Genomic DNA, 18,910 nt, shown 5'->3' on the forward strand with positions numbered 1-18,910 from the left:
TATGGAGTTCCGAAATGCAAATCCTACGTATCGACAGCGCCACCACCGGTGAACAGTCCGTCACTCGCAAGCTCACCGATGAGCTGACCCGCCACTTCCGTGAGAAGCACCCCGACGCCAAGGTGGTGGAGCGCGATCTGGTCGCCGATCCGCTGCCGCATATCGACCCGATCACCACCAAGGCGATCCGCACCGCCCCTGAAACGCATGAGGAAGCGGTCGCCGCCGCCTATCCCGACGAGCGCGCGGTGCTCGACGAGTTTCTCGCCTCCGATGTGGTGATCGTCGGTGCGCCGATGTACAATTTCTCGATCCCCAGCCAGCTCAAAGCCTGGCTCGACCGGCTCGGCGTGCCGGGGGTGACCTTCCGCTATTCCGAAGCCGGCCCCGAAGGGCTCGCGGGCGGGCGCAAGGTGGTGATCGCCTCGGCGCGCGGCGGTGCCTATTCCAACGACGACATGGCCGAGAACCAGGAAAGCCTGCTCGCGACCATGTTCGGCTTCCTGGGGGTCGACGATCTCAGCTTCGTCCGCGTCGAGAAGACCGGCTTCGGCCCCGAAGCGATCGAAGAGGGGCTCGCCGCCGCCAAGGCCGAGATCGCCAAGCTCTAGCTAGGATGCGAAGGGTCGGGCCTCGCCGCGGCGATGCCCGACCCCGCGCGGAGGCTTTCCGAAGACGCTGGTTCCGCCGAAGGATCGCTGGGCGCGAGCCATGATTTCGATCCGCTTTCGCCGGTGCGATTCTAGCGATAGAGGGCGGCGATGATCGAACTTTCCTGCCTTTGCGGCCAGCTCCGCGTCGAACTCGCCAGGCGTCCCGACTTCGTCCACGAGTGCAATTGCACTCTGTGCCGCAAGACCGGCGCGCGCTGGGGCTATTTCCACCCCTCCGAAGCCAGCGTGACAGGCGCATCCCAGGGCTACAGCCGCGGCGACAAGCCCGACCCCGCCGCCGAAATCCGCTTTTGCGAAAGCTGCGGCGCGACCACCCATTTCATTCTTACCGCCGAGGCCGCGGCGAAATACGGCAACACCATGATGGGCGCGAACATGCTGCTGGCGGACGAGCGCGATCTGGCGGGCGTCGAACTGCGCTTTCCCGATGGGCAGGCCTGGTCGGGCGAAGGCGAGTTCGCCTATGTACGCGAGGCCCGAATTCTCGGGTGAGCGAAACGAAGCACCCTGCGCTCGGGCCGAGCCGTTACATTGCAGCGACCTAACGCCGGCGTTCAGACTACGAAGCATAGCGTCGGCTATTCAAGCTGGATGAGACCAAGAATACTTCTCGGGCTGGGCGCGCTTCTGGCGATCACAGGCTCCGCCGCTCTGGCAAGCACCATGGCCTCCGACTGGACCATCGGCCCGCACATCCGCGGCAAGAACTACTCGGTGGGGATGCCGTTGCAGCCCGCGCCCACCCGCAACGGCTGGGCCTTCGCCTTTCCCTACCCCGACCGCTCCGCCGGGCATGTCCATTACGTGACCTACGACCCCGGTTCGCTCGCGGGGAAATCCCGGATCGTTGTGCACTACCGCGTCGATGCCGCGCCCGGCACGCGTTTCGTGCCGCAGGAGCATCCCGAACTGCCCGGCACGGTCTCGATGGTAATCCAGCAGCGCGGCGACAATTGGAAGGCGAAGGGACGGTTCGAACATTACCGCTGGTACTCTCCGGCAGCAAAGGTCCAGGAAATCAGGCCGGGCGAGCACCAGATGACGCTCTCGCTCGACGATCCAGCGTGGATTTCGGTCTATGGTCGCCCTGCAAGCGAAAACACGCGTGCATACCGCGAGGCGCTCACCAATTCCGCGCGGCTCGGGCTGGTTTTCGGCTCGACCGCCGCAAGGGGACACGGAGTTTACGCCACCGCGCCCGCGGGTTTCGAACTGGTCAGTATCCGCGTCGAGTGAGCCGACAGCGCCCGGCGCCCCGCCCGGATGTTCCGGATCAATTCGTCCGGTTGGGCTTTCCGGCCTTGCCGCGCCGACGCGCCAACAGGAACAGCAGCGTGGGCCAGAATATGGTGTTGAGGATATCCACCACCGACCCCGTCATCGTGGCGCCGCCGGCGGGCGAATAGGCGTCCATCACCTCATTGCCGAACGCGAAGACGTAGACCAGGGTGATCGGCACGCGCGAGCGCATGCGGTGCCCCAGGAACAGCGCCGCGGCGAAGAAAATGATCAGGCCCGCATGGAGGTGCAGCAGATCCTCGGTCGCCCCCAGAGTCGTCCCGAGGGATTCCTTGGCGGCCGAATACTGGCCGAGATAATGGATGATCGAGCTGCCCACGCGGTCCCGCTACCGCGCGGTCATGTGCTTGTCACCAAGAAGTGCGGCTATCCGCTGGGTGCGCACAAAAACCGGGGCAGGCGTCCGGAAGATCCCGCGGGATTACCGCCGATCCGTACACTTCTCCCGGCGCAGCAGCTCTTGCTTGATCGCGGTGCCATAGGCATAGCCGCCCAGCCCGCCGTCCGCCGCAATCACGCGGTGGCAGGGGATGAGCACGGCGATGTTGTTCGCGCCATTGGCGCCGCCGACCGCGCGGCTGGCGCCGGGATTGCCCAGCGCTGCGGCGAGTTGGCCATAGCTCCGCGTTTCGCCGGGCGGGATTTCGCACAGCGCCTGCCAGACGCGCTGCTGGAAAGCGGTGCCCTTTACGTCGAGCGGAAGGTCCGCGCCGCGCCCGGGCTCCTCGACCGCCTGCGTCACCTGTTCGAACAACTCCCGGAACTCCTCGCCGCCTTCGGCGAGCATAGCACCGGGAAAGCGCCGCCGCAGATCCGCCTCGCCCTCGCCGAAGGAGAGGCAGCACACGCCCGTCTCGGTCGCGGCGACCAGCATCGAACCCAGCGTCGTCTCGATTACGGCCCAGTGGATCGTCCGGCCCTTGCCCCCGCCACGCCAGTCGCTCGGCGTCATCCCCATCCGTCCCTCCATCGCGGCGTAGAAACGGCTGGGTGCCGCGAAGCCTGCATCGTAGATCGCATCGCTCACCCGTCCGGCCCCCGCCAGCATATCCTTGGCGCGCTCCTCGCGCAGCGCGCGGGCATAGGCGGCGGGCGAGAGCCCGATGGCGCGTTTGAACAGGCGCTGGAAATGGCTCGGCGCATAGCCGGTCAGCCGCGCCAGCTCTGCAAGACTCGCGCTCCCGCCCGCCCCGATCGCGTCGATCGCCGCGCGCACCGCCGCCTCCTCGCCGCTCTGGCGATCGGGCGCGCAGCGCTTGCAGGCGCGCAGGCCCGCCGCCTCGGCCGCGGCGGGGTCGGCGTAGAAGTGCACGTTCGACCGCTTGGGCGCGCGCGCCGGGCACGATGGGCGGCAATAGATGCCGGTGGAATGGACACCGGTGACGAAAGCACCGTCGAAGCGCCGGTCCTTCGCCAGCGCGATCCGCCAGCACTCGTCGTCGCTCAACGCCTGGGCACCCAGCAATCGGGCGTTCCTAAGATCGGCAGGTTCGGCTGCGGTCATGCCGTTCATCCTTCATGGCTTCGCGTGGGCTTGCAAGCGTCAGCTAACCCATTTCGCCACGCGCGGCGTCCCGAAGCTTGCGGTCAATGACACGGACGCGATAGAAGCGCCGCCGGATGGGACGTCTCCTTACTCTTCTGGTGCTGCTGCTCGGCATGTTTGTCGCACCCTCGCCCGCGCAAGCCGAGCCGGCGGATATCGACGCGGCGGCACGCGGCGTGGTGCGCGTGGTTATTCTGGGCAGCGATGGCGAGGAGGTCTATCCGATCAGCCACGGCAGCGGGTTCGCGGTCAGTCCCACGCAGATCGTCACCAACGCCCACGTCATCCGCGACGCGTTGGCCGACGACAGCCTCAGGATCGGCATTGTCCCCTCCGATGGCGCAGGCGCGGTCTATGGCAAAGCGGTCGCAATCTCCTCGCGCAACGATCTGGCGCTGGTCGAACTGACCGGCGATCTGCGGCTGCCGCCGCTGACGCTTGTGGGCGGGCCGCTGGCCGACAGCGGCGAGAGCTATGCGGTCGGCTATCCGATGAATGTCGACAAGGCGCAGGGACTCGATATCGGCGATATCTTCCGCAGCCAGCCCCCTGTGAAGAGCCGCGGGTTTCTCGCCGGAACGCGGCCCAGCCGCAGTTTCGACACCGTGCTCCACACCGCGCCGATCGCGCGCGGCAATTCGGGAGGGCCGCTGCTCGATGGTTGCGGCCGGGTCCTGGGGGTCAACAGCTTCGGGGCGGATTCGGGTGGATCGGATGCGGAGTTCTTCTTCGCCGTCTCGAACCGGGAATTGCGCGCCTTCCTGCGCGACAACGGCGTGGCGCCGCGGATCAACGATACCGAATGCCGCAGCCTCGACGACCTCGAAGCCGAGGAACGCGCCCGTCTGGACCGCGAACAAAGCGCCGCACGCGCGGCGCTCGACAATCGCAGCGAGGAAGAGCGGGTCCGGCGCGAGCGGGCGCGCTTCGAGGCCGAGATGCAGGTCCGCGACGAGCGCGACGATCGCATGCTCGCCAGCGTGTTGCTGCTCCTGCTCGGCGCCGGTCTGATCTGGTGGGCGTTCGAGAAGCGCGAGCCGGTCGAAAGCGAATTCGGCACGGTCGCCTGGCCGGTCCGCAACCGGATCGTGCTGGCGCTGGGGATCGGCGCGGTGCTGATGGCGCTGATGCTGCATGTCAGCCGACCGGGGATCGACGAGATCGACCGCCGTGTGTCCGCGGTGATGGGCGGGGAAGCCGACGAGAGCGACGGTGCCGGCGAGCTCCGCGCGAACGGCTCGGGATCGGGGAAGACAGATTACGTCTGTACGCTCGATCCGCAGCGCAGCCGCGTCACCAGCGCGCAGGCGCAGCAGGTCAGCTTCGAGTGGAGCGCCCAGGGCTGCGTAAACGGGCGGACCCAATACGGGCTCTCGGCCGGAACCTGGTCGCGCGTCTTCGTGCCCAATGAGGAACAGGCGGTCGCGGTCAACAGCTTCGACCCGGCGCGACGGATCTACCGCACCGAACGCTATCTGCTCTCGCGCGGAGCCATGAACACGGCGCGCGCGGCGCGGAGCAAATATTCGGCGCCAGCCTGCGGGACCGAGGATGCCGCTTCCTCGCTGGGTGACATGCAGACCGAGGTGGTTTCCAGCCTGCCCACCCAGCCCAACGAAAGGCTGGTCTATTCTTGCGAGGTGGCGGAAGGCGACTAGGCTGCCAGAGCCTCGCCGCTCAACGTGATGCGGTGCATCTCGCGGGCGTGCCCCTGATAGTCGTTCATCGCATAATGCCAGGTCGTCCGATTGTCCCAGATCGCGACCGAGCCCGGCTCCCAGTCGATTCGGCACTGATGCGCTGGGTCCATTGCCGCGGCATAGAGCCGGTCGAGCAAGGGGCGGCTGTCGGCGCGGCTCCGACCGACGATGCTCACCGTGAAGGCCGGATTGACGTAGAGCAGCCTGCGCCCGGTCGCCGGATGGCGGATCACGACCGGATGGCTCGCGCCGGTGGTCATCCCCTGACCGCGCAGTTCGCTTCCGATATCCGTCTGCGCATAGGCGCCATCGGCAGCATAGATATGATCGGCGGTGTGGAAGGCTTCGAGCCCCGCGATTTCGCGCTTCAGATCGTCGGACAGCGAATCATAGACCGCTCCCATATGGGCATAGAGCGTATCGCCGCCCGACGGCGGCAGCACGCGCGCCACCAGGATCGAGCCCATCGCGGGCACTTGATCGTAGGAGTGATCGGTATGCCAGCCGCCGCCGATATTGGTCTGCTGGTTCTCGCGCTTGCGCACCACCGCGATCTCGGGATGCTCGTCGGTCAGCGGGAAGTAATTGTTGATGTCGATCCCGCCCCAGCGCTGCGCGAACGCGATGTGCTCTTGCGGCGAGAGCTCCTGACCCCGCAGCACCGCGACGCCATGCGCATAGACCGCCTCCCGCACATCGTCGAGCGTCGCACCCGCAGCGTCGGCGAGCTGGACGCCGGTTATTTCCACGCCGCATGACGGCGCGAGCGGTACGATCTGCATCGAATCTCTCCCTGCGCTCCTTGCGGCGCCTCGTCGGCATCCTACATGGCGAAAGGACGGAGTCCATCATCCGACCTGCGATTTGCGACCGGATCGACGGGCACCCGGCTTGCGCTTCCCCAGACCCGATGCTAGGCGCGCGACAGCTTTGCCGGGGTGGCATACGCCCACCCGCGACGCCAGGCTGACAGCATCGTTTTTTTCCGGACCTCGAGAGGACGACAACGCGTGGAGAATTCCGCCGGTATTCAGGCTAGCCTGGCAGGGCGCTATGCGTCGGCCCTGTTCGACCTGGCGAGCGAGAACGGCACAGTGACCGCTGTCGAATCGGACCTCGAGAAGCTCGAGACCGCTTTGGCCGAATCGGACGCGCTGGCCCAGCTCACCACCAACCCCAAGGTTTCGCGCGGCGCCGCCGGACAGGCGCTTGCCGGCGTGTCCGATGTGCTCGGCCTCGCCGAACTGACGCGCAATTTCATCGGCGTGCTCGCGCACAACCGGCGGCTGGCGCAATTGCCCAAGGTGATCCGTTCCTTCCGCGCCATTGCCGCCGCCCAGCGAGGCGAAGTCACCGCGCAGGTGAGCAGTGCGCATGCGCTCAGCGATTCGCAGCTGGAACAGATCCGCTCGCGGCTCACCGCGCGCGAGGGCCGCACCGTCAAGCTTTCCACCGCCGTCGATCCCGAATTGCTTGGCGGTCTGGTCGTTACCATCGGATCGAAGCGCATCGACGGCTCGATCCGCACCCGCCTCAATTCCCTCGCCCAGGCGATGAAGGCCTGATCAAAGGACGTTACTCATGGATATCCGCGCCGCAGAAATTTCCAAGGTCATCAAGGACCAGATCGCCAATTTCGGCACCGAAGCCGAAGTCAGCGAAGTCGGCACCGTCCTGTCGGTGGGTGACGGCATCGCCCGCATCCACGGCCTCGATCAGGTCCAGGCCGGCGAGATGATCGAATTCGCCAACGGCGTTCAGGGCATGGCGCTCAACCTCGAGGCCGACAATGTCGGCGCGGTGATCTTCGGTGCCGACACCGAGATCAAGGAAGGCGACACCGTCAAGCGCACCCAGACCATCGTCGACGTGCCCGTCGGCAAGGGTCTGCTGGGCCGCGTCGTCGATGCGCTGGGCAACCCGATCGACGGTAAGGGCCCGATCGTGGCGACCGAGCGTCGCCGCGTCGAGAAGAAGGCGCCGGGCATCATCCCGCGCGAGTCGGTCTCCGAGCCGGTCCAGTCGGGCCTCAAGGCGATCGACGCCCTCGTTCCGGTCGGCCGCGGCCAGCGCGAGCTGATCATCGGCGACCGCCAGACCGGCAAGTCCGCCGTCGCGATCGACACCTTCATCAACCAGAAGGAAGCCAATCGCAGCGACGACGAGAACAAGAAGCTCTATTGCATCTATGTCGCGGTCGGCCAGAAGCGCTCGACCGTCGCGCAGATCGTCAAGAGCCTCGAGGAAAACGGCGCGATGGAATATTCCATCGTCGTCGCCGCCACCGCGTCGGAGCCCGCTCCGCTGCAGTATCTCGCGCCCTACACCGGCTGCGCGATGGGAGAATTCTTCCGCGACAACGGCATGCATGCGGTCATCGTCTATGACGATCTTTCCAAGCAGGCGGTCGCCTATCGCCAGATGTCGCTGCTGCTGCGCCGCCCGCCGGGCCGCGAAGCCTATCCGGGCGACGTGTTCTATCTCCACAGCCGCCTGCTCGAGCGCGCGGCCAAGATGAACAAGGCCGAAGGCGGCGGTTCGCTGACCGCGCTGCCGATCATCGAGACGCAGGCGGGCGACGTGTCGGCCTATATCCCGACCAATGTGATCTCGATCACCGATGGCCAGATCTTCCTCGAGACCGAGCTGTTCTATCAGGGCATCCGCCCGGCGATCAACGTCGGCCTCTCGGTGAGCCGCGTCGGCGGCGCCGCGCAGACCAAGGCGATGAAGAAGGTTTCGGGCTCGATGAAGCTCGACCTCGCGCAATATCGCGAGATGGCCGCTTTCGCCCAGTTCGGTTCGGATCTGGATGCCGCCACGCAGAAGCTGCTCAACCGCGGTGCGCGCCTGACCGAGCTGCTCAAGCAGCCGCAGTATTCGCCGATGCCGTTCGAAGAGCAGACCGTGTCGATCTTCGCCGGCACCAACGGCTTCCTCGACGCGATCCCGGTCGATCGGGTGAACGAATACGAAAGCGCGATGCTCAGCCACATGCGCAGCGAGCATGCCGAGGTGCTGGAGACCATCCGCACCACCGGCAAATTCGAGGACGACACCAAGGCCAAGGTCGTGGCTGCGCTCGAGAAATTCGCCAAGCAGTTCGCCTGATTGATTTCGCCGTCGTCCCGGCGAGAGCCGGGATCTCGTGCCGCAAGGTGCGACCTAGTGGATAGAGACCCCGGCTTGCGCCGGGGTGACGAATTGGAGAGTTAAGAGAGTGGCATCGCTCAAAGAACTCAAGGGCCGTATCAACTCGGTCAAATCGACCCAGAAGATCACCAAGGCCAAGCAGATGGTCGCGGCGGCCAAGCTGCGCCGTGCGCAGGCGGCCGCCGAACAGGCGCGTCCCTATGCCGAGCGCCTGTCGGGCGTCATGGCCTCGCTCGCAGGCAAGGTCAGCGGCGACAGCGCGCCCCGGCTGCTCGCGGGCACCGGCTCCAGCCAGCGCCACCTGCTGGTGGTGGTGAACACCGATAAGGGCCTGTGCGGCGGTCTCAACGCGAACATCGTCAAGGCCGCCAAGGCCCGGGCGCGAGAGCTGATCGCGGGCGGCAAGGACGTGCAGTTCTATCTCGTCGGCAAGAAGGGCCGCGCGCCGATCAAGCGCGACTATGCCGACCGGATCGAAAAGCACTTCGACACCAGCGAGGTCCGTACGCCGGGCTTCGAGGAAGCCGAGGCGATCGCCGACGATCTGATCGCACGGTTCGACCGGGGCGAGTACGACATCGCCGAGCTGGTCTATCCGATCTTCCGCAGCGCGCTGTCGCAGGATCCGACCATCGACCAGCTGATCCCCGTTCCCTCGCCCGAGGTTTCGGGTAACAGCAAGGATGTCGGCGCGGTCGTCGAATACGAACCCGGCGAAGAGGAAATTCTCGAGGAATTGCTGCCGCGTTACGTCAAGACGCAGCTGTTCGGCGCTCTGCTCGAGCGCGAGGCCTCGGAACAGGGTGCCTCGATGACCGCTATGGACAATGCCACGCGCAATGCCGGCGATCTCATCAAGGATCTCACCATCAAGTACAACCGCAGCCGCCAGGCTGCGATCACCACCGAACTGATCGAAATCATCGCGGGCGCCGAAGCGCTCTGACCCCTATGAAAGCCAATCTCTTGACCAAACTCGCCTTCCTTCTCGTTCCCCTGTTCGCTCTGGCCGCTTGCGGAGAAGAGCCCGCCGCCGAGGTGGCGCAGACGCAGGTCGCGACGCCCGAGCCGGTAGCGACGCTGCCGGCTCCCAACCAGGCGCTGTTCACGCAGCTCTATGCCGACGCCTGTCCCGAAGCCGAGCCGGTCAACACCGCAGTGTGCCGCCGCGCCGGCCTGGGCTCGGACGAGGTGCTGTGCGAATTCGGTCTCGGTGAGGACGAATATCTGCGCAACGACGCCACCCTTACTCCCGGCGATGGTCAATGGACGCTCGCCGATCCCGAAAACGTGTGCGCCGCCGCTTAAGGCGCCCAACTCCCAAGGCAGGATCCAGATCATGGCCACCGCTCCCGTACTCAACCAGACCACGACCGGCACCATCAGCCAGGTCATCGGCGCCGTCGTCGACGTACAGTTCGAAGGCGAACTGCCCGCGATCCTGACCGCGCTGGAAACCCGCAACGGCGACAGCACGCTCGTCCTCGAGGTCGCGCAGCATCTCGGCGAAAACACCGTGCGCACGATCGCGATGGACGGCACCGACGGGCTCACCCGCGGGCAGGACGTCGTCAACACCGGCAACCAGATCACGGTTCCCGTCGGTCCCAAGACGCTGGGACGGATCATGAACGTCATCGGCGAGCCGATCGACGAGCGCGGTCCGATCGGTGCGGACATGACCATGCCGATCCATGCCGAGGCACCGCTGTTCGTCGACCAGTCGACCGAAGCCGCGATCCTCGTCACCGGGATCAAGGTCATCGATCTGCTCGCGCCCTATGCGCGCGGCGGCAAGATCGGCCTGTTCGGCGGCGCGGGCGTCGGCAAGACCGTGCTGATCCAGGAACTGATCAACAACATCGCCAAGGGCCACGGCGGCGTCTCGGTGTTCGCCGGCGTCGGCGAGCGCACCCGCGAGGGCAACGATCTCTACCACGAATTCCTCGATGCGGGCGTCATCGCCAAGAACGAGGCTGGCGAAGCGGTTTCCGAGGGATCGAAGGTCGCGCTGGTGTTCGGACAGATGAACGAGCCTCCGGGCGCCCGCGCCCGCGTGGCGCTGTCGGGTCTGACGATGGCGGAATATTTCCGCGACGTCGAAGGCCAGGACGTGCTGTTCTTCGTCGACAACATCTTCCGCTTCACGCAAGCCGGTTCGGAAGTGTCGGCGCTGCTCGGCCGTATTCCTTCGGCAGTGGGCTATCAGCCGACCCTGTCGACCGACATGGGCAATCTGCAGGAACGCATCACCTCGACCAACAAGGGCTCGATCACCTCGGTCCAGGCGATCTACGTTCCCGCGGACGATCTCACCGATCCGGCGCCTGCCGCTTCCTTTGCCCACTTGGATGCGACCACCACGCTGAACCGCGCGATTTCGGAGCTGGGCATCTACCCGGCGGTCGATCCGCTCGACTCCACCAGCCGCGTGCTCGAACCCCGCGTCGTCGGCGAGGAGCATTACCAGACCGCTCGCCGCGTCCAGGAGACGCTGCAGAAGTATAAGAGCCTGCAGGACATCATCGCCATTCTCGGGATGGACGAGTTGTCCGAAGAGGACAAGCTGACGGTCAGCCGTGCGCGCAAGATCCAGAAGTTCCTCAGCCAGCCGTTCCACGTGGCCGAGGTCTTCACCAGCATCCCGGGCGTGTTCGTCCAGCTCGAAGACACGGTGAAGAGCTTCAAGGCGGTGGTCGACGGCGAATACGACCACCTGCCCGAGAGCGCCTTCTACATGGTCGGCGGCATCGATCAGGCGGTCGAGAAGGCCAAGAAGATGGCCGACGAATCCTGACGCATTTCCCTCCCGCTCGCGGGAGGGCGGAGACCCTAGCATGCCCTTGCATTTCGAACTCGTCACCCCGGTAAAGCAGGTCCGCAGCGAGGACGTCCACATGGTCGTCGTCCCCGGCACGGACGGCGAATTCGGCGTTCTCGAGGGGCATGCGCCCTTCATGTCGACGATCCGTGACGGTGCGGTCCAGATTTACCGCACCGAAGGTGCCGCGGCCGAGATCATCGAGGTCCGGGGCGGCTTTGCGGAAGTGGGCGAAAACGGCCTCACCGTGCTGGCGGAGCATGTCGAGGGCTGATCTGGCCTATGATCGTTGGGAAACGATCGCTTAAAACGACAAAGGGCGACCCCGGCGGGTCGCCCTTTTCGTTTCCGGCACCGAAACAGCAAGCTTCGTTGCCCCCGGCGGTCGGGCGCGCAGCTTACCTCTCGCGTTTTGCAGCCGCCTTCTTCTTTTTCATCGCATCGTGGAAGCGGTCGGCCCAGCCCGGCTTCACGATCTGCTCTCCGCGCACCATCCGCAGATCGCCATCTGCGACATCGCCGCTGACCGCGCTTCCCGCGCCCACGATCGCGTCGCGACCGATCGTCACCGGGGCGATCAGCGAACTGTTGGAGCCGATAAAGGCCCCTTCCTTGATGACGGTCCGGTATTTGAGATAGCCGTCGTAATTGCAGGTGATCGTACCCGCGCCGATATTGGCGCCTGCCCCGACCTCGGCATCCCCCAGATAAGTCAGATGGCTGGCCTTCGCGCCCTCGCCGAGCACCGCCGCCTTCATCTCGACGAAATTGCCGACAAAGCTGTTCCTTTCCATTACCGCCCCCGGGCGCAGGCGAGCGAAGGGGCCGACCTGTGCGCCCTCGCCGACGCTGGCGCCTTCCAGATGGCTGAAGGCTTTGATGCGCGCGCGATCCGCCACGGTCACGCCGGGGCCGAACACGACACTGGGTTCGATCACGACATCGCGGCCCAATTGTGTGTCGTAGCTGAAGAACACCGTCTCGGGGGCCTTGAGCGTGGCGCCCTCGGCCATCGCTTCCTCGCGGCGGAAAGCCTGCCATTGCGCCTCTGCGGCAGCGAGTTCGGCGCGGCTGTTGATCCCGGCGACTTCGCCCGGCGCATCGGTGGTGACCACCGCGCAGGCATCGCCATCGCCAATCGCGATATTGACCACGTCGGGCAGGTAATATTCGCCTTGGGCGTTGTCGTTGCCGACCCGGCGCAGCAGCGCGAAGAGATCGGACGCGCGCCCCGCCATCAGCCCCGAATTGCAAAGCCGACAGGCGCGCTCTTCGGCGCTGGCGTCCTTGAACTCGACCATCTTGTCGATCCGGCCCGTACCGTCGGCGATCACCCGACCGTATGCGAGCGGATCCTTGGGCTCAAAGCCTAGCACCACCACCCGCGGCGCATCCTCGGCGTGGAGCCGGTTGAGCATCGCGCGCATGGTCTCCGCGCGCACGAAGGGCACATCGCCATAGAGCACCAGCACATCGCCTTCGAAGCCATCGAGTTCGCTCTCGGCCTGCTGAACAGCGTGGGCGGTACCCAGCTGCGGATCCTGCAGGCAGGTGCGCGCCGTATCGCCAAGTGCGGCCTCGATCTGTTCGCGACCGGCACCGACCACCACCACCTTACGGGCGGGCTCGAGGAGATCGACCCCGGCCATCAGGTGATGGAGCATCGGTCGACCGGCGATCGGGTGGAGCACCTTGTGCAGGTCGCTCTTCATCCTCGTTCCCTTGCCCGCGGCGAGAATGACGGCGGCGAATTCGCGTTTCTGGATCATGATCAGCCCTTGCCACCATTCGCTTGCGGTTTGAAGTCGCATCCGCCACCGCCTCGACATGGCCAAATTCCCCTTCGACATTGTGGCATTCGATCTCGACGGCACCCTGCTCGACACCTTTCGGGATTTGGGCGCGGCGGTGAACCACGCGTTGGCACTGGGCGGCTTCGACGCCATCCCGGTGGACAGCAGCAAGGACCTGATCGGCGGTGGCGCAAAAGTCATGCTGGCGCGCGCGGTCGAGCGCCAGGGCGGCATGCCCGCCGACGATTTCCACGCGCTCTACAAGCAGATGCTGAGCTATTACGCCGCCAACAATGCGGTGCATTCGCGGCCCTATCCTGGCGCCGAGGACTGCCTCGACGCGCTCGCCGGGCGCGGGGCGAGGATGGCGGTCGTGACCAACAAGTTCGAGGATTTTGCCCGCCGGATCCTCACCACGCTGGAGCTCGCGGATCGTTTCGAGACGATCATCGGGGGCGACACCATGGGCAAGGGCCGCGCGAAGCCGGAGCCGGATTCGCTGATCGAGGCGCGGGCGCGTTGCGGCGGCGGCAGCTTTGCCTTCGTCGGCGACAGCACCTATGACGTCATGGCGGCGCGCGCCGCACAGGTACCGGTGATCGGCGCGCGCTATGGCTATTGCGACAAGCCACCAGGCGAGCTCGGGGCGGATGTCGAGATCGATTCGCTGGCCGCACTGATCCCGGCGCTCGAGGACCTGAGGCCCGCCTGAGCCACCTTCGGACCCTACGGCGCGGCGGCGCGCCGAACTGACGGTTGCAAGCGCATGGCGAACATGTCAGTCCGCCGCTCGGATTGACGTTCACGTAAACCCTATCGGAGAACCAGCATGACCATCGATTTCAAGGACAAGGTAGCCATCGTAACCGGCGCAGGCGGCGGTCTGGGCCGCGAATACGCGCTCGAACTGGGTCGCCGCGGCGCCAAGGTCGTGGTCAATGATCTGGGCGGATCGCGCGACGGGACCGGCACTTCGGATATGGCCGCCAAGGTCGTCGAGGAAATCGAGAAGGCCGGCGGTACCGCGATGGCCAATGGCGCCTCGGTCACCGAGCCCGAGCAGATGGAAAAGATGGTCGCCGACGCCAAGCAGAAATGGGGCGGCGTCCATGTGCTGATCAACAATGCCGGCGTGCTGCGCGACAAGACCTTCGCCAAGATGACCGCCGAAGACTTCGCCTTCGTGGTCGACGTCCACCTCAACGGCTCGGCCTATGCCACAAAGGCGTGCTGGGAGACCTTCCGCGAGCAGGCCTATGGCCGCGTGCTGATGACCGCGAGTTCGACCGGACTGTTCGGCAATTTCGGCCAGGCCAATTACGGTGCGGCCAAGCTGGGCCTCGCGGGCCTGACCAAGACGCTCCAGCTCGAGGGCGCGAAGTACAACATCAAGGTCAACACGCTGAGCCCCGTGGCGGGCACGCGGATGACCGAGGACCTGTTCCCCGAAGAAGCCTTCAAGCTGTTCGACCCGGTCAATGTCGTCCCCGCAGCGCTGTTCCTCGTCAGCGAAGATGCGCCCAGCAACGCCATCGTCGGCGCGGGTGCGGGCGGGTTCCACTCTTCCTGGGTGGTGATGAACGACGCGGTCTGGCTCCCCGAGGACCAGCGCACGGTCGAAGGTTTCGCCGAGAACTGGAAGGCGATCTCCGACTTCTCCAATCTCAAGGCGCCGCAGTCGGGTTCCGAACAGTCGGGCAATATCCTGACCGCGATGCAGAAGGTCACCGGCACCGGCCCGTCCTCCGCGCGCAGCTGATCCTGCCATCCGCTTATGCGGCGTATTGACGCCGTAATACACCGAGCCTATTCTCCCTGTCTTCAGGATGGGGAGAATAGGCCGTGTACAGCCAGCAGGATCTCAATTCCGCAGTTGCGGCGGGCGCGATCAGCGCCGAGGCCGCCGATGCACTGCGCGCCCATGTCGCCGCGCAGAACGACTCCGTACCGGCCGATGCCGAGCATTTCCGCCTGATCACCGGGTTCAACGATGTCTTCGTCTCGATCGGCGTGGTCATCCTGCTCGTCGCCATGGCAGCGATCGGCGGATCGATCTATGAAAGCAATGCCGGGCCTTCCCCGGCCGGCGCGGCGCTGGTGGCGGGCACTTCCTGGCTGCTTGCCGAATTCTTCACCCGCAAGAAACGCATGGCGCTGCCCTCCATCATCCTCCTGCTCGCCTTCGTCGGCGGAGTATTTTCCACGCTGGTCGGACTCTCGCTGGAACTCATCGGAAACGACCCCGCCCGCGAGACCGTGGGCGTGCTGCTCATTGCGTTGGCCGGCCTGATCACAGCTGCGGCGGCCTGGCTGCACTGGAAGCGCTTCATGGTGCCCATCACGATCGCTGCGGGCACCGCCGCGCTCGCAGCCACGGTGGTTGCGCTGATCGTTGCGGCGATCGGACCGAATTCGGACAGTGTCGGCGATGTCGTGCTGGGCATCGTGTTCTTAGTGGGGCTGGTGGTCTTCGCCTTCGCCATGCGCTGGGACATGAGCGATCCGACGCGCGGAACCCGTCGCAGCGATGTCGCCTTCTGGCTGCACCTGCTCGCGGCGCCGATGATCGCGCATCCGGTGTTCTCGCTGATCGGCGTGACCGATGGCAGCAGTTTCGGACTGGGCGCGGCGCTCGCCGTGCTGGCGATCTACGTCGCTTTCGGGCTGGTCGCACTCGCCGTCGATCGGCGAGCACTGCTGGTTTCCGCCCTCGCCTACGTGTTGATCGCGCTGACCATGCTGTTCGATCGCTTCGGCGCGGTGGAATTGAGCTTTGCGCTCACCGCGCTGGTGATCGGCTCCGCCCTGCTGACGCTCAGCGCGATGTGGACGCCCATCCGCCGCGCCGTGGTGACGGCCATGCCGGCCACCATGACGGCGCGGCTCCCCGCCACCGCCTGAGGGTCAGTCCTCGACCGCCTTGAGCAGGCGCCGCTCCATCGGCGCAAGGACGCCGACGAGCTCGTGACCGCGCTTGAGCACCTGGCCGTGTTCGCCGAACAGCGTCCACATGCCCTGGCGGTTGCGCAGCGCGGGGCGCTTCTCGACCCGCATCTGCGGGCGTTCGGCGGCACGGCGGAACGCGGCGAAGCTCGCCATGTCGCGCGCGAAATCCATCGCATAATCGCGCCATTCGCCCGCCGCGACCATGCGGCCATAGAGATCGAGGATGCGGACCAGCTCGGTACGGGTGAACGCGACCTGGAGCGGCGTGCGCTGCGGAAAGGGCAGCACCGTGCCCGAAACCGAAGGTGGGTGCCCCATCAGTCCTGCGTACCGCTGCGCAGGCTCTCGTCCTCTGCTCCTGCGGCGGCTTTAGGCAAGGCGCTGCGCAGGCTGTCGAGCTCGGTGCGCATTTCGGTGAGCTGCTTTTCGAGCGCGGCGATGCGGCCCGGATCGGGTTCGCAGGGTTCATTGCAGGGTGTGCCATAAGGCATGAATTCGCGTATATAGGTTTCAACCGGCACCAGCGTGCTGCGCGCCTTGAAACCGACCATCGTCGCGCCTTCGGCCACTTCGTCGGTAACCACCGCATTGGCACCGATCCGCGCGCGATCGCCGACTGTGATCGGCCCTATGACCTGCGCCCCCGAACCGATGATGACATTGTTGCCGATCGTCGGATGACGCTTGCCGCCCACGCCATTGGTCGGGTTCGTCCCCCCCAGCGTGACGCATTGATAAATCGTCACGTCATCGCCGATCACGGCGGTCTCGCCGATCACCGAAAAGCCGTGATCGATGAAGAAATTGCGCCCGATCTTCGCGCCGGGATGAATGTCGATCGCGGTCAGGAAGCGGCTGGTGTGATTGACCAGCCGCGCAAGGAAGAACAGCTCGGCTTCGAACAGCCAATGCGCCACCCGATGCCAGAACAGCGCCCAGACGCCGGGATAGAGCAGCATTTCCCAACGCGAGCGCGGCGCGGGATCGCGGGCGCGGATCGAGTCGAGATAGGCAAACAGACGGTCGATCATCGGTCGGGATTCTTCCACTATTGGCGAATCAAAGCAAGCGGGCCTGCTCGGGCCCCTCCACGGCATCCAGCGCATCGCGCCAGATCGACATGGTGGCGGGCGCCTTGCGTTCAAGCGAAATCCGGTCGATCTCGGCGACCACTCGCTCGATCGCGGCATAGCTGCGGGTCAGGCGCGGCACGAGGTAGCTCGCCGCCCCATCGGCCAGCACGAGGCGGCGCTGCTCGGCATGCGCGGCGATAAGCTCGGCCACCATGGCATCGTCGGGCGGAGCTATCGCAAGCTGCAGCGATCCGCCCAGCCGGGAGCGCAGATCGGGCAGCGCAATGTCCCACTCGGCGTCATCGGCGACCAGCAGCAGCGGACGACCACCCTCCTGCGCGCGGTTCCAGCGGTGGAACAACTCGGTCTCGTCCCAATCCTGCGCACCGTCGATCGCCTCGCCGCGGCCCTCGGCTTCGAACCAGCGCGCCAGCAGCGATTTGCCCGAACGCGGCGGCCCCAGCAGCACTGCGGTGCGAAAAGGCCAGTCCTGCGGCCGGGCAAGCGCATCGACCGCGCTGCGGTTGCCCGCGCCCACGACGATGCGCGAAGGGAGGTTGTCGCCGGATTCGAGAGGGAGCGCGATCTGGGACATCGGCGGCGCGCCTCTGCCTAGCGGCTGATCAGGAGCGCGTTGTTGCCCGGCTGCACCGTGAAGCCGCGCGCGCGCAGTGCAGCGGCAAGCTCCTGGATCGAACCCGCATAGCTTACCGTCAGCACCGAAGTGCCGCCGATCGCAGTGCTGCGGATCCCGGCGTTGCGCACGCCCGAGGACCCGCGAACATCCGCGAGCGCAGCGTTGAAGGCGGCGGCATCGGGCGTCTGGACCTGCACGGTATAGAGCCCGACCGAACCTTCGGGCGGAGGCGTATTGATCGGCGCGGCGCTGATCGTGCCATCGGTCTCGGCGGTCTCACGCTCGCGATCCGCGCGTTCGCGGGCGGCGCGCGCCTCGCGCTCGCGCGCATCCGCCGCCTGCCCGGCCTCGATCAGCCGCAGCAGCGCCGGGTCGATTTCCGGGGTGCCCAGATTTAGCGTGGGATCGGGCTTGAGCAGCCCGTCGGCCAGAGCCTTGGCAAAGATCGCGTCGAAACGCATGACCGCCTTCTCGAGCATGGCCGGCAGCGCTTCGGGATTGGGGGCTGTCATCGCGAAACTGGCGAGAAAGCGGTTGTCGGGGCCGTAGCGCGCGGTGAACTTGCCGGTTACCGGACCGCCGGGATAGGAATAATCGAGATTGGCGATCGGGATCAGCACATCCGAAGCGCTGAACTGATCGAGGACATTGCGCCACCACAGCCGGCTGCGCCGCCCGGTCTGGCCATAGGTGATGAGCAGCGAATCGCTTCCCGCCCCCGAAGGTCGGACGTAATCGATCCGGCTAGAGCCCGCCTGATATTCGGCCCAGGCGCGCTGCCAGGGATTGCGCATCTCGTAGACCAGCTGCGTCCCCGCCGAAACGGTGACCGGAACCAGCAGCATCGGCGCCGAACGCTGCGCCTGCTCCTCGCCGCCGAGATAGGCGTTCGCGCGCTGGCGGTCGAAGATCACCCCCAGCCTTGCGATATACCGCCGCGGGCCAAGCTGTTCGCGTTCGATCACGATTGCGGAGACCACCGCAGCGATCTGCGAATCGGACAGTTCCGGCCCCTCGAGCCGCTCCCAAGCCTTGCGCTGGGCCACTTCCCAACCCTTCGCCCGGGCGTCCTGGGCATTGTCGCCGGTGACGTCCACCTCCACCCCGGTTACCGAAATGTCGCGCGAAGCTGCGATCGGGGCGATCCCGCGCTCGCCGGCGACCTGCGCGACCAGCGCCGCCGCGCCCAGCGCAAGCAGCGCCAGAGCGGCGATCAGCAGGGCCCGCGATCGGCCGAGGGATGGAAGAGCAAAGCGCATCATGGGGAA

Annotated in this window: 21 protein-coding genes; 13 read left to right on the top strand and 8 right to left on the bottom strand. The window is 66.0% G+C overall.

Translation table 11 applies throughout. The annotated features are described in order from the left end of the window. The first annotated feature begins 14 nt into the window (after positions 1-14). From Q9K01_RS09405 to Q9K01_RS09415, 3 genes are all read left to right on the top strand, one after another. On the top strand, positions 15-611 hold the full coding sequence (locus tag Q9K01_RS09405) for an FMN-dependent NADH-azoreductase (RefSeq protein ID WP_305929992.1): 597 nt from the start codon (positions 15-17) through the stop codon (positions 609-611). Positions 612-761: 150 nt separating this feature from the next. Beyond that, positions 762-1,166, top strand: coding sequence for a GFA family protein (locus tag Q9K01_RS09410; protein WP_305929993.1), 405 nt, complete (start codon positions 762-764; stop codon positions 1,164-1,166). Between the two features lie 99 nt (positions 1,167-1,265). Continuing rightward, entirely contained in the window at positions 1,266-1,910 is a 645-nt protein-coding gene (locus tag Q9K01_RS09415; protein WP_305929994.1) for a hypothetical protein, read from the top strand. A gap of 37 nt (positions 1,911-1,947) precedes the next feature. On the opposite strand, the gene Q9K01_RS09420 is transcribed toward Q9K01_RS09415, so the two are convergent. Further along, complete coding sequence (locus tag Q9K01_RS09420) at positions 1,948-2,292, bottom strand: hypothetical protein (RefSeq protein ID WP_305929995.1); 345 nt, start codon at positions 2,290-2,292, stop codon at positions 1,948-1,950. Between the two features lie 102 nt (positions 2,293-2,394). Continuing rightward, complete coding sequence (locus Q9K01_RS09425) at positions 2,395-3,477, bottom strand: bifunctional transcriptional activator/DNA repair enzyme AdaA (protein ID WP_305929996.1); 1,083 nt, start codon at positions 3,475-3,477, stop codon at positions 2,395-2,397. 116 nt (positions 3,478-3,593) lie between these two features. Between Q9K01_RS09425 and Q9K01_RS09430 the strand changes: the two genes are divergently transcribed. Continuing rightward, positions 3,594-5,177, top strand: coding sequence for a S1 family peptidase (locus Q9K01_RS09430; RefSeq protein WP_305929997.1), 1,584 nt, complete (start codon positions 3,594-3,596; stop codon positions 5,175-5,177). On the opposite strand, the gene Q9K01_RS09435 is transcribed toward Q9K01_RS09430, so the two are convergent. Continuing rightward, on the bottom strand, positions 5,174-6,001 hold the full coding sequence (locus Q9K01_RS09435; protein WP_305929998.1) for a TauD/TfdA dioxygenase family protein: 828 nt from the start codon (positions 5,999-6,001) through the stop codon (positions 5,174-5,176). The two genes, Q9K01_RS09430 and Q9K01_RS09435, sit on opposite strands and share 4 nt — an antisense overlap. A gap of 228 nt (positions 6,002-6,229) precedes the next feature. On the opposite strand from Q9K01_RS09435, the gene Q9K01_RS09440 reads away from it, so the two are divergent. The 6 genes from Q9K01_RS09440 to Q9K01_RS09465 all read left to right on the top strand — a co-directional run bounded on the left by Q9K01_RS09440 (position 6,230) and on the right by Q9K01_RS09465 (position 11,467). Then, positions 6,230-6,784, top strand: a complete 555-nt coding sequence (locus tag Q9K01_RS09440; RefSeq protein ID WP_305929999.1) for a F0F1 ATP synthase subunit delta — start codon at positions 6,230-6,232, stop codon at positions 6,782-6,784. A gap of 16 nt (positions 6,785-6,800) precedes the next feature. After that, complete coding sequence (gene atpA, locus Q9K01_RS09445; RefSeq protein ID WP_305930000.1) at positions 6,801-8,330, top strand: F0F1 ATP synthase subunit alpha; 1,530 nt, start codon at positions 6,801-6,803, stop codon at positions 8,328-8,330. A 109-nt stretch (positions 8,331-8,439) separates the two neighbouring features. Beyond that, entirely contained in the window at positions 8,440-9,318 is an 879-nt protein-coding gene (locus Q9K01_RS09450; RefSeq protein WP_305930001.1) for a F0F1 ATP synthase subunit gamma, read from the top strand. Between the two features lie 5 nt (positions 9,319-9,323). Beyond that, complete coding sequence (locus tag Q9K01_RS09455) at positions 9,324-9,680, top strand: hypothetical protein (RefSeq protein WP_305930002.1); 357 nt, start codon at positions 9,324-9,326, stop codon at positions 9,678-9,680. Between the two features lie 31 nt (positions 9,681-9,711). Next, complete coding sequence (atpD, locus tag Q9K01_RS09460; protein ID WP_305930003.1) at positions 9,712-11,169, top strand: F0F1 ATP synthase subunit beta; 1,458 nt, start codon at positions 9,712-9,714, stop codon at positions 11,167-11,169. A gap of 40 nt (positions 11,170-11,209) precedes the next feature. Further along, on the top strand, positions 11,210-11,467 hold the full coding sequence (locus Q9K01_RS09465; RefSeq protein ID WP_305930004.1) for an ATP synthase F1 subunit epsilon: 258 nt from the start codon (positions 11,210-11,212) through the stop codon (positions 11,465-11,467). Between the two features lie 124 nt (positions 11,468-11,591). On the opposite strand, the gene glmU is transcribed toward Q9K01_RS09465, so the two are convergent. Continuing rightward, positions 11,592-12,962, bottom strand: a complete 1,371-nt coding sequence (glmU, locus tag Q9K01_RS09470) for a bifunctional UDP-N-acetylglucosamine diphosphorylase/glucosamine-1-phosphate N-acetyltransferase GlmU (RefSeq protein WP_305930476.1) — start codon at positions 12,960-12,962, stop codon at positions 11,592-11,594. 58 nt (positions 12,963-13,020) lie between these two features. Between glmU and Q9K01_RS09475 the strand changes: the two genes are divergently transcribed. From Q9K01_RS09475 to Q9K01_RS09485, 3 genes are all read left to right on the top strand, one after another. Then, complete coding sequence (locus Q9K01_RS09475) at positions 13,021-13,698, top strand: HAD-IA family hydrolase (protein WP_305930005.1); 678 nt, start codon at positions 13,021-13,023, stop codon at positions 13,696-13,698. Between the two features lie 117 nt (positions 13,699-13,815). After that, positions 13,816-14,745 (top strand): SDR family NAD(P)-dependent oxidoreductase, encoded by a 930-nt coding sequence (locus Q9K01_RS09480; protein WP_305930006.1) that lies wholly within the window; start codon positions 13,816-13,818, stop codon positions 14,743-14,745. 83 nt (positions 14,746-14,828) lie between these two features. Beyond that, on the top strand, positions 14,829-15,887 hold the full coding sequence (locus tag Q9K01_RS09485) for a hypothetical protein (RefSeq protein WP_305930007.1): 1,059 nt from the start codon (positions 14,829-14,831) through the stop codon (positions 15,885-15,887). Between the two features lie 3 nt (positions 15,888-15,890). Here Q9K01_RS09485 and Q9K01_RS09490 read toward each other — a convergent pair whose 3' ends face one another. The 4 genes from Q9K01_RS09490 to Q9K01_RS09505 are packed head-to-tail and all read right to left on the bottom strand — an operon-like array spanning position 15,891 to position 18,904. Next, positions 15,891-16,250: a DUF2794 domain-containing protein gene (locus Q9K01_RS09490; RefSeq protein ID WP_305930008.1), complete on the bottom strand. Its 360-nt coding sequence runs from the start codon at positions 16,248-16,250 to the stop codon at positions 15,891-15,893. Continuing rightward, the gene (epsC, locus tag Q9K01_RS09495; protein ID WP_305930009.1) at positions 16,250-16,963 is read right to left on the bottom strand and encodes a serine O-acetyltransferase EpsC; all 714 of its coding nucleotides are present in this window, start codon (positions 16,961-16,963) and stop codon (positions 16,250-16,252) included. The genes Q9K01_RS09490 and epsC overlap by 1 nt, the downstream gene beginning before the upstream one ends. A gap of 28 nt (positions 16,964-16,991) precedes the next feature. Beyond that, positions 16,992-17,600 carry a P-loop NTPase family protein gene (locus Q9K01_RS09500; RefSeq protein WP_305930010.1) on the bottom strand — a complete coding sequence of 203 codons (609 nt, stop codon included), beginning with the start codon at positions 17,598-17,600 and terminating at the stop codon, positions 16,992-16,994. Positions 17,601-17,617: 17 nt separating this feature from the next. Continuing rightward, positions 17,618-18,904 (bottom strand): heavy-metal-associated domain-containing protein, encoded by a 1,287-nt coding sequence (locus tag Q9K01_RS09505; RefSeq protein WP_305930011.1) that lies wholly within the window; start codon positions 18,902-18,904, stop codon positions 17,618-17,620. Positions 18,905-18,910 lie beyond the last annotated feature (6 nt).

The sequence above is a fragment of the Qipengyuania benthica genome, assembly GCF_030717865.1.
In the GTDB taxonomy this organism is placed as follows: domain Bacteria; phylum Pseudomonadota; class Alphaproteobacteria; order Sphingomonadales; family Sphingomonadaceae; genus Qipengyuania; species Qipengyuania benthica.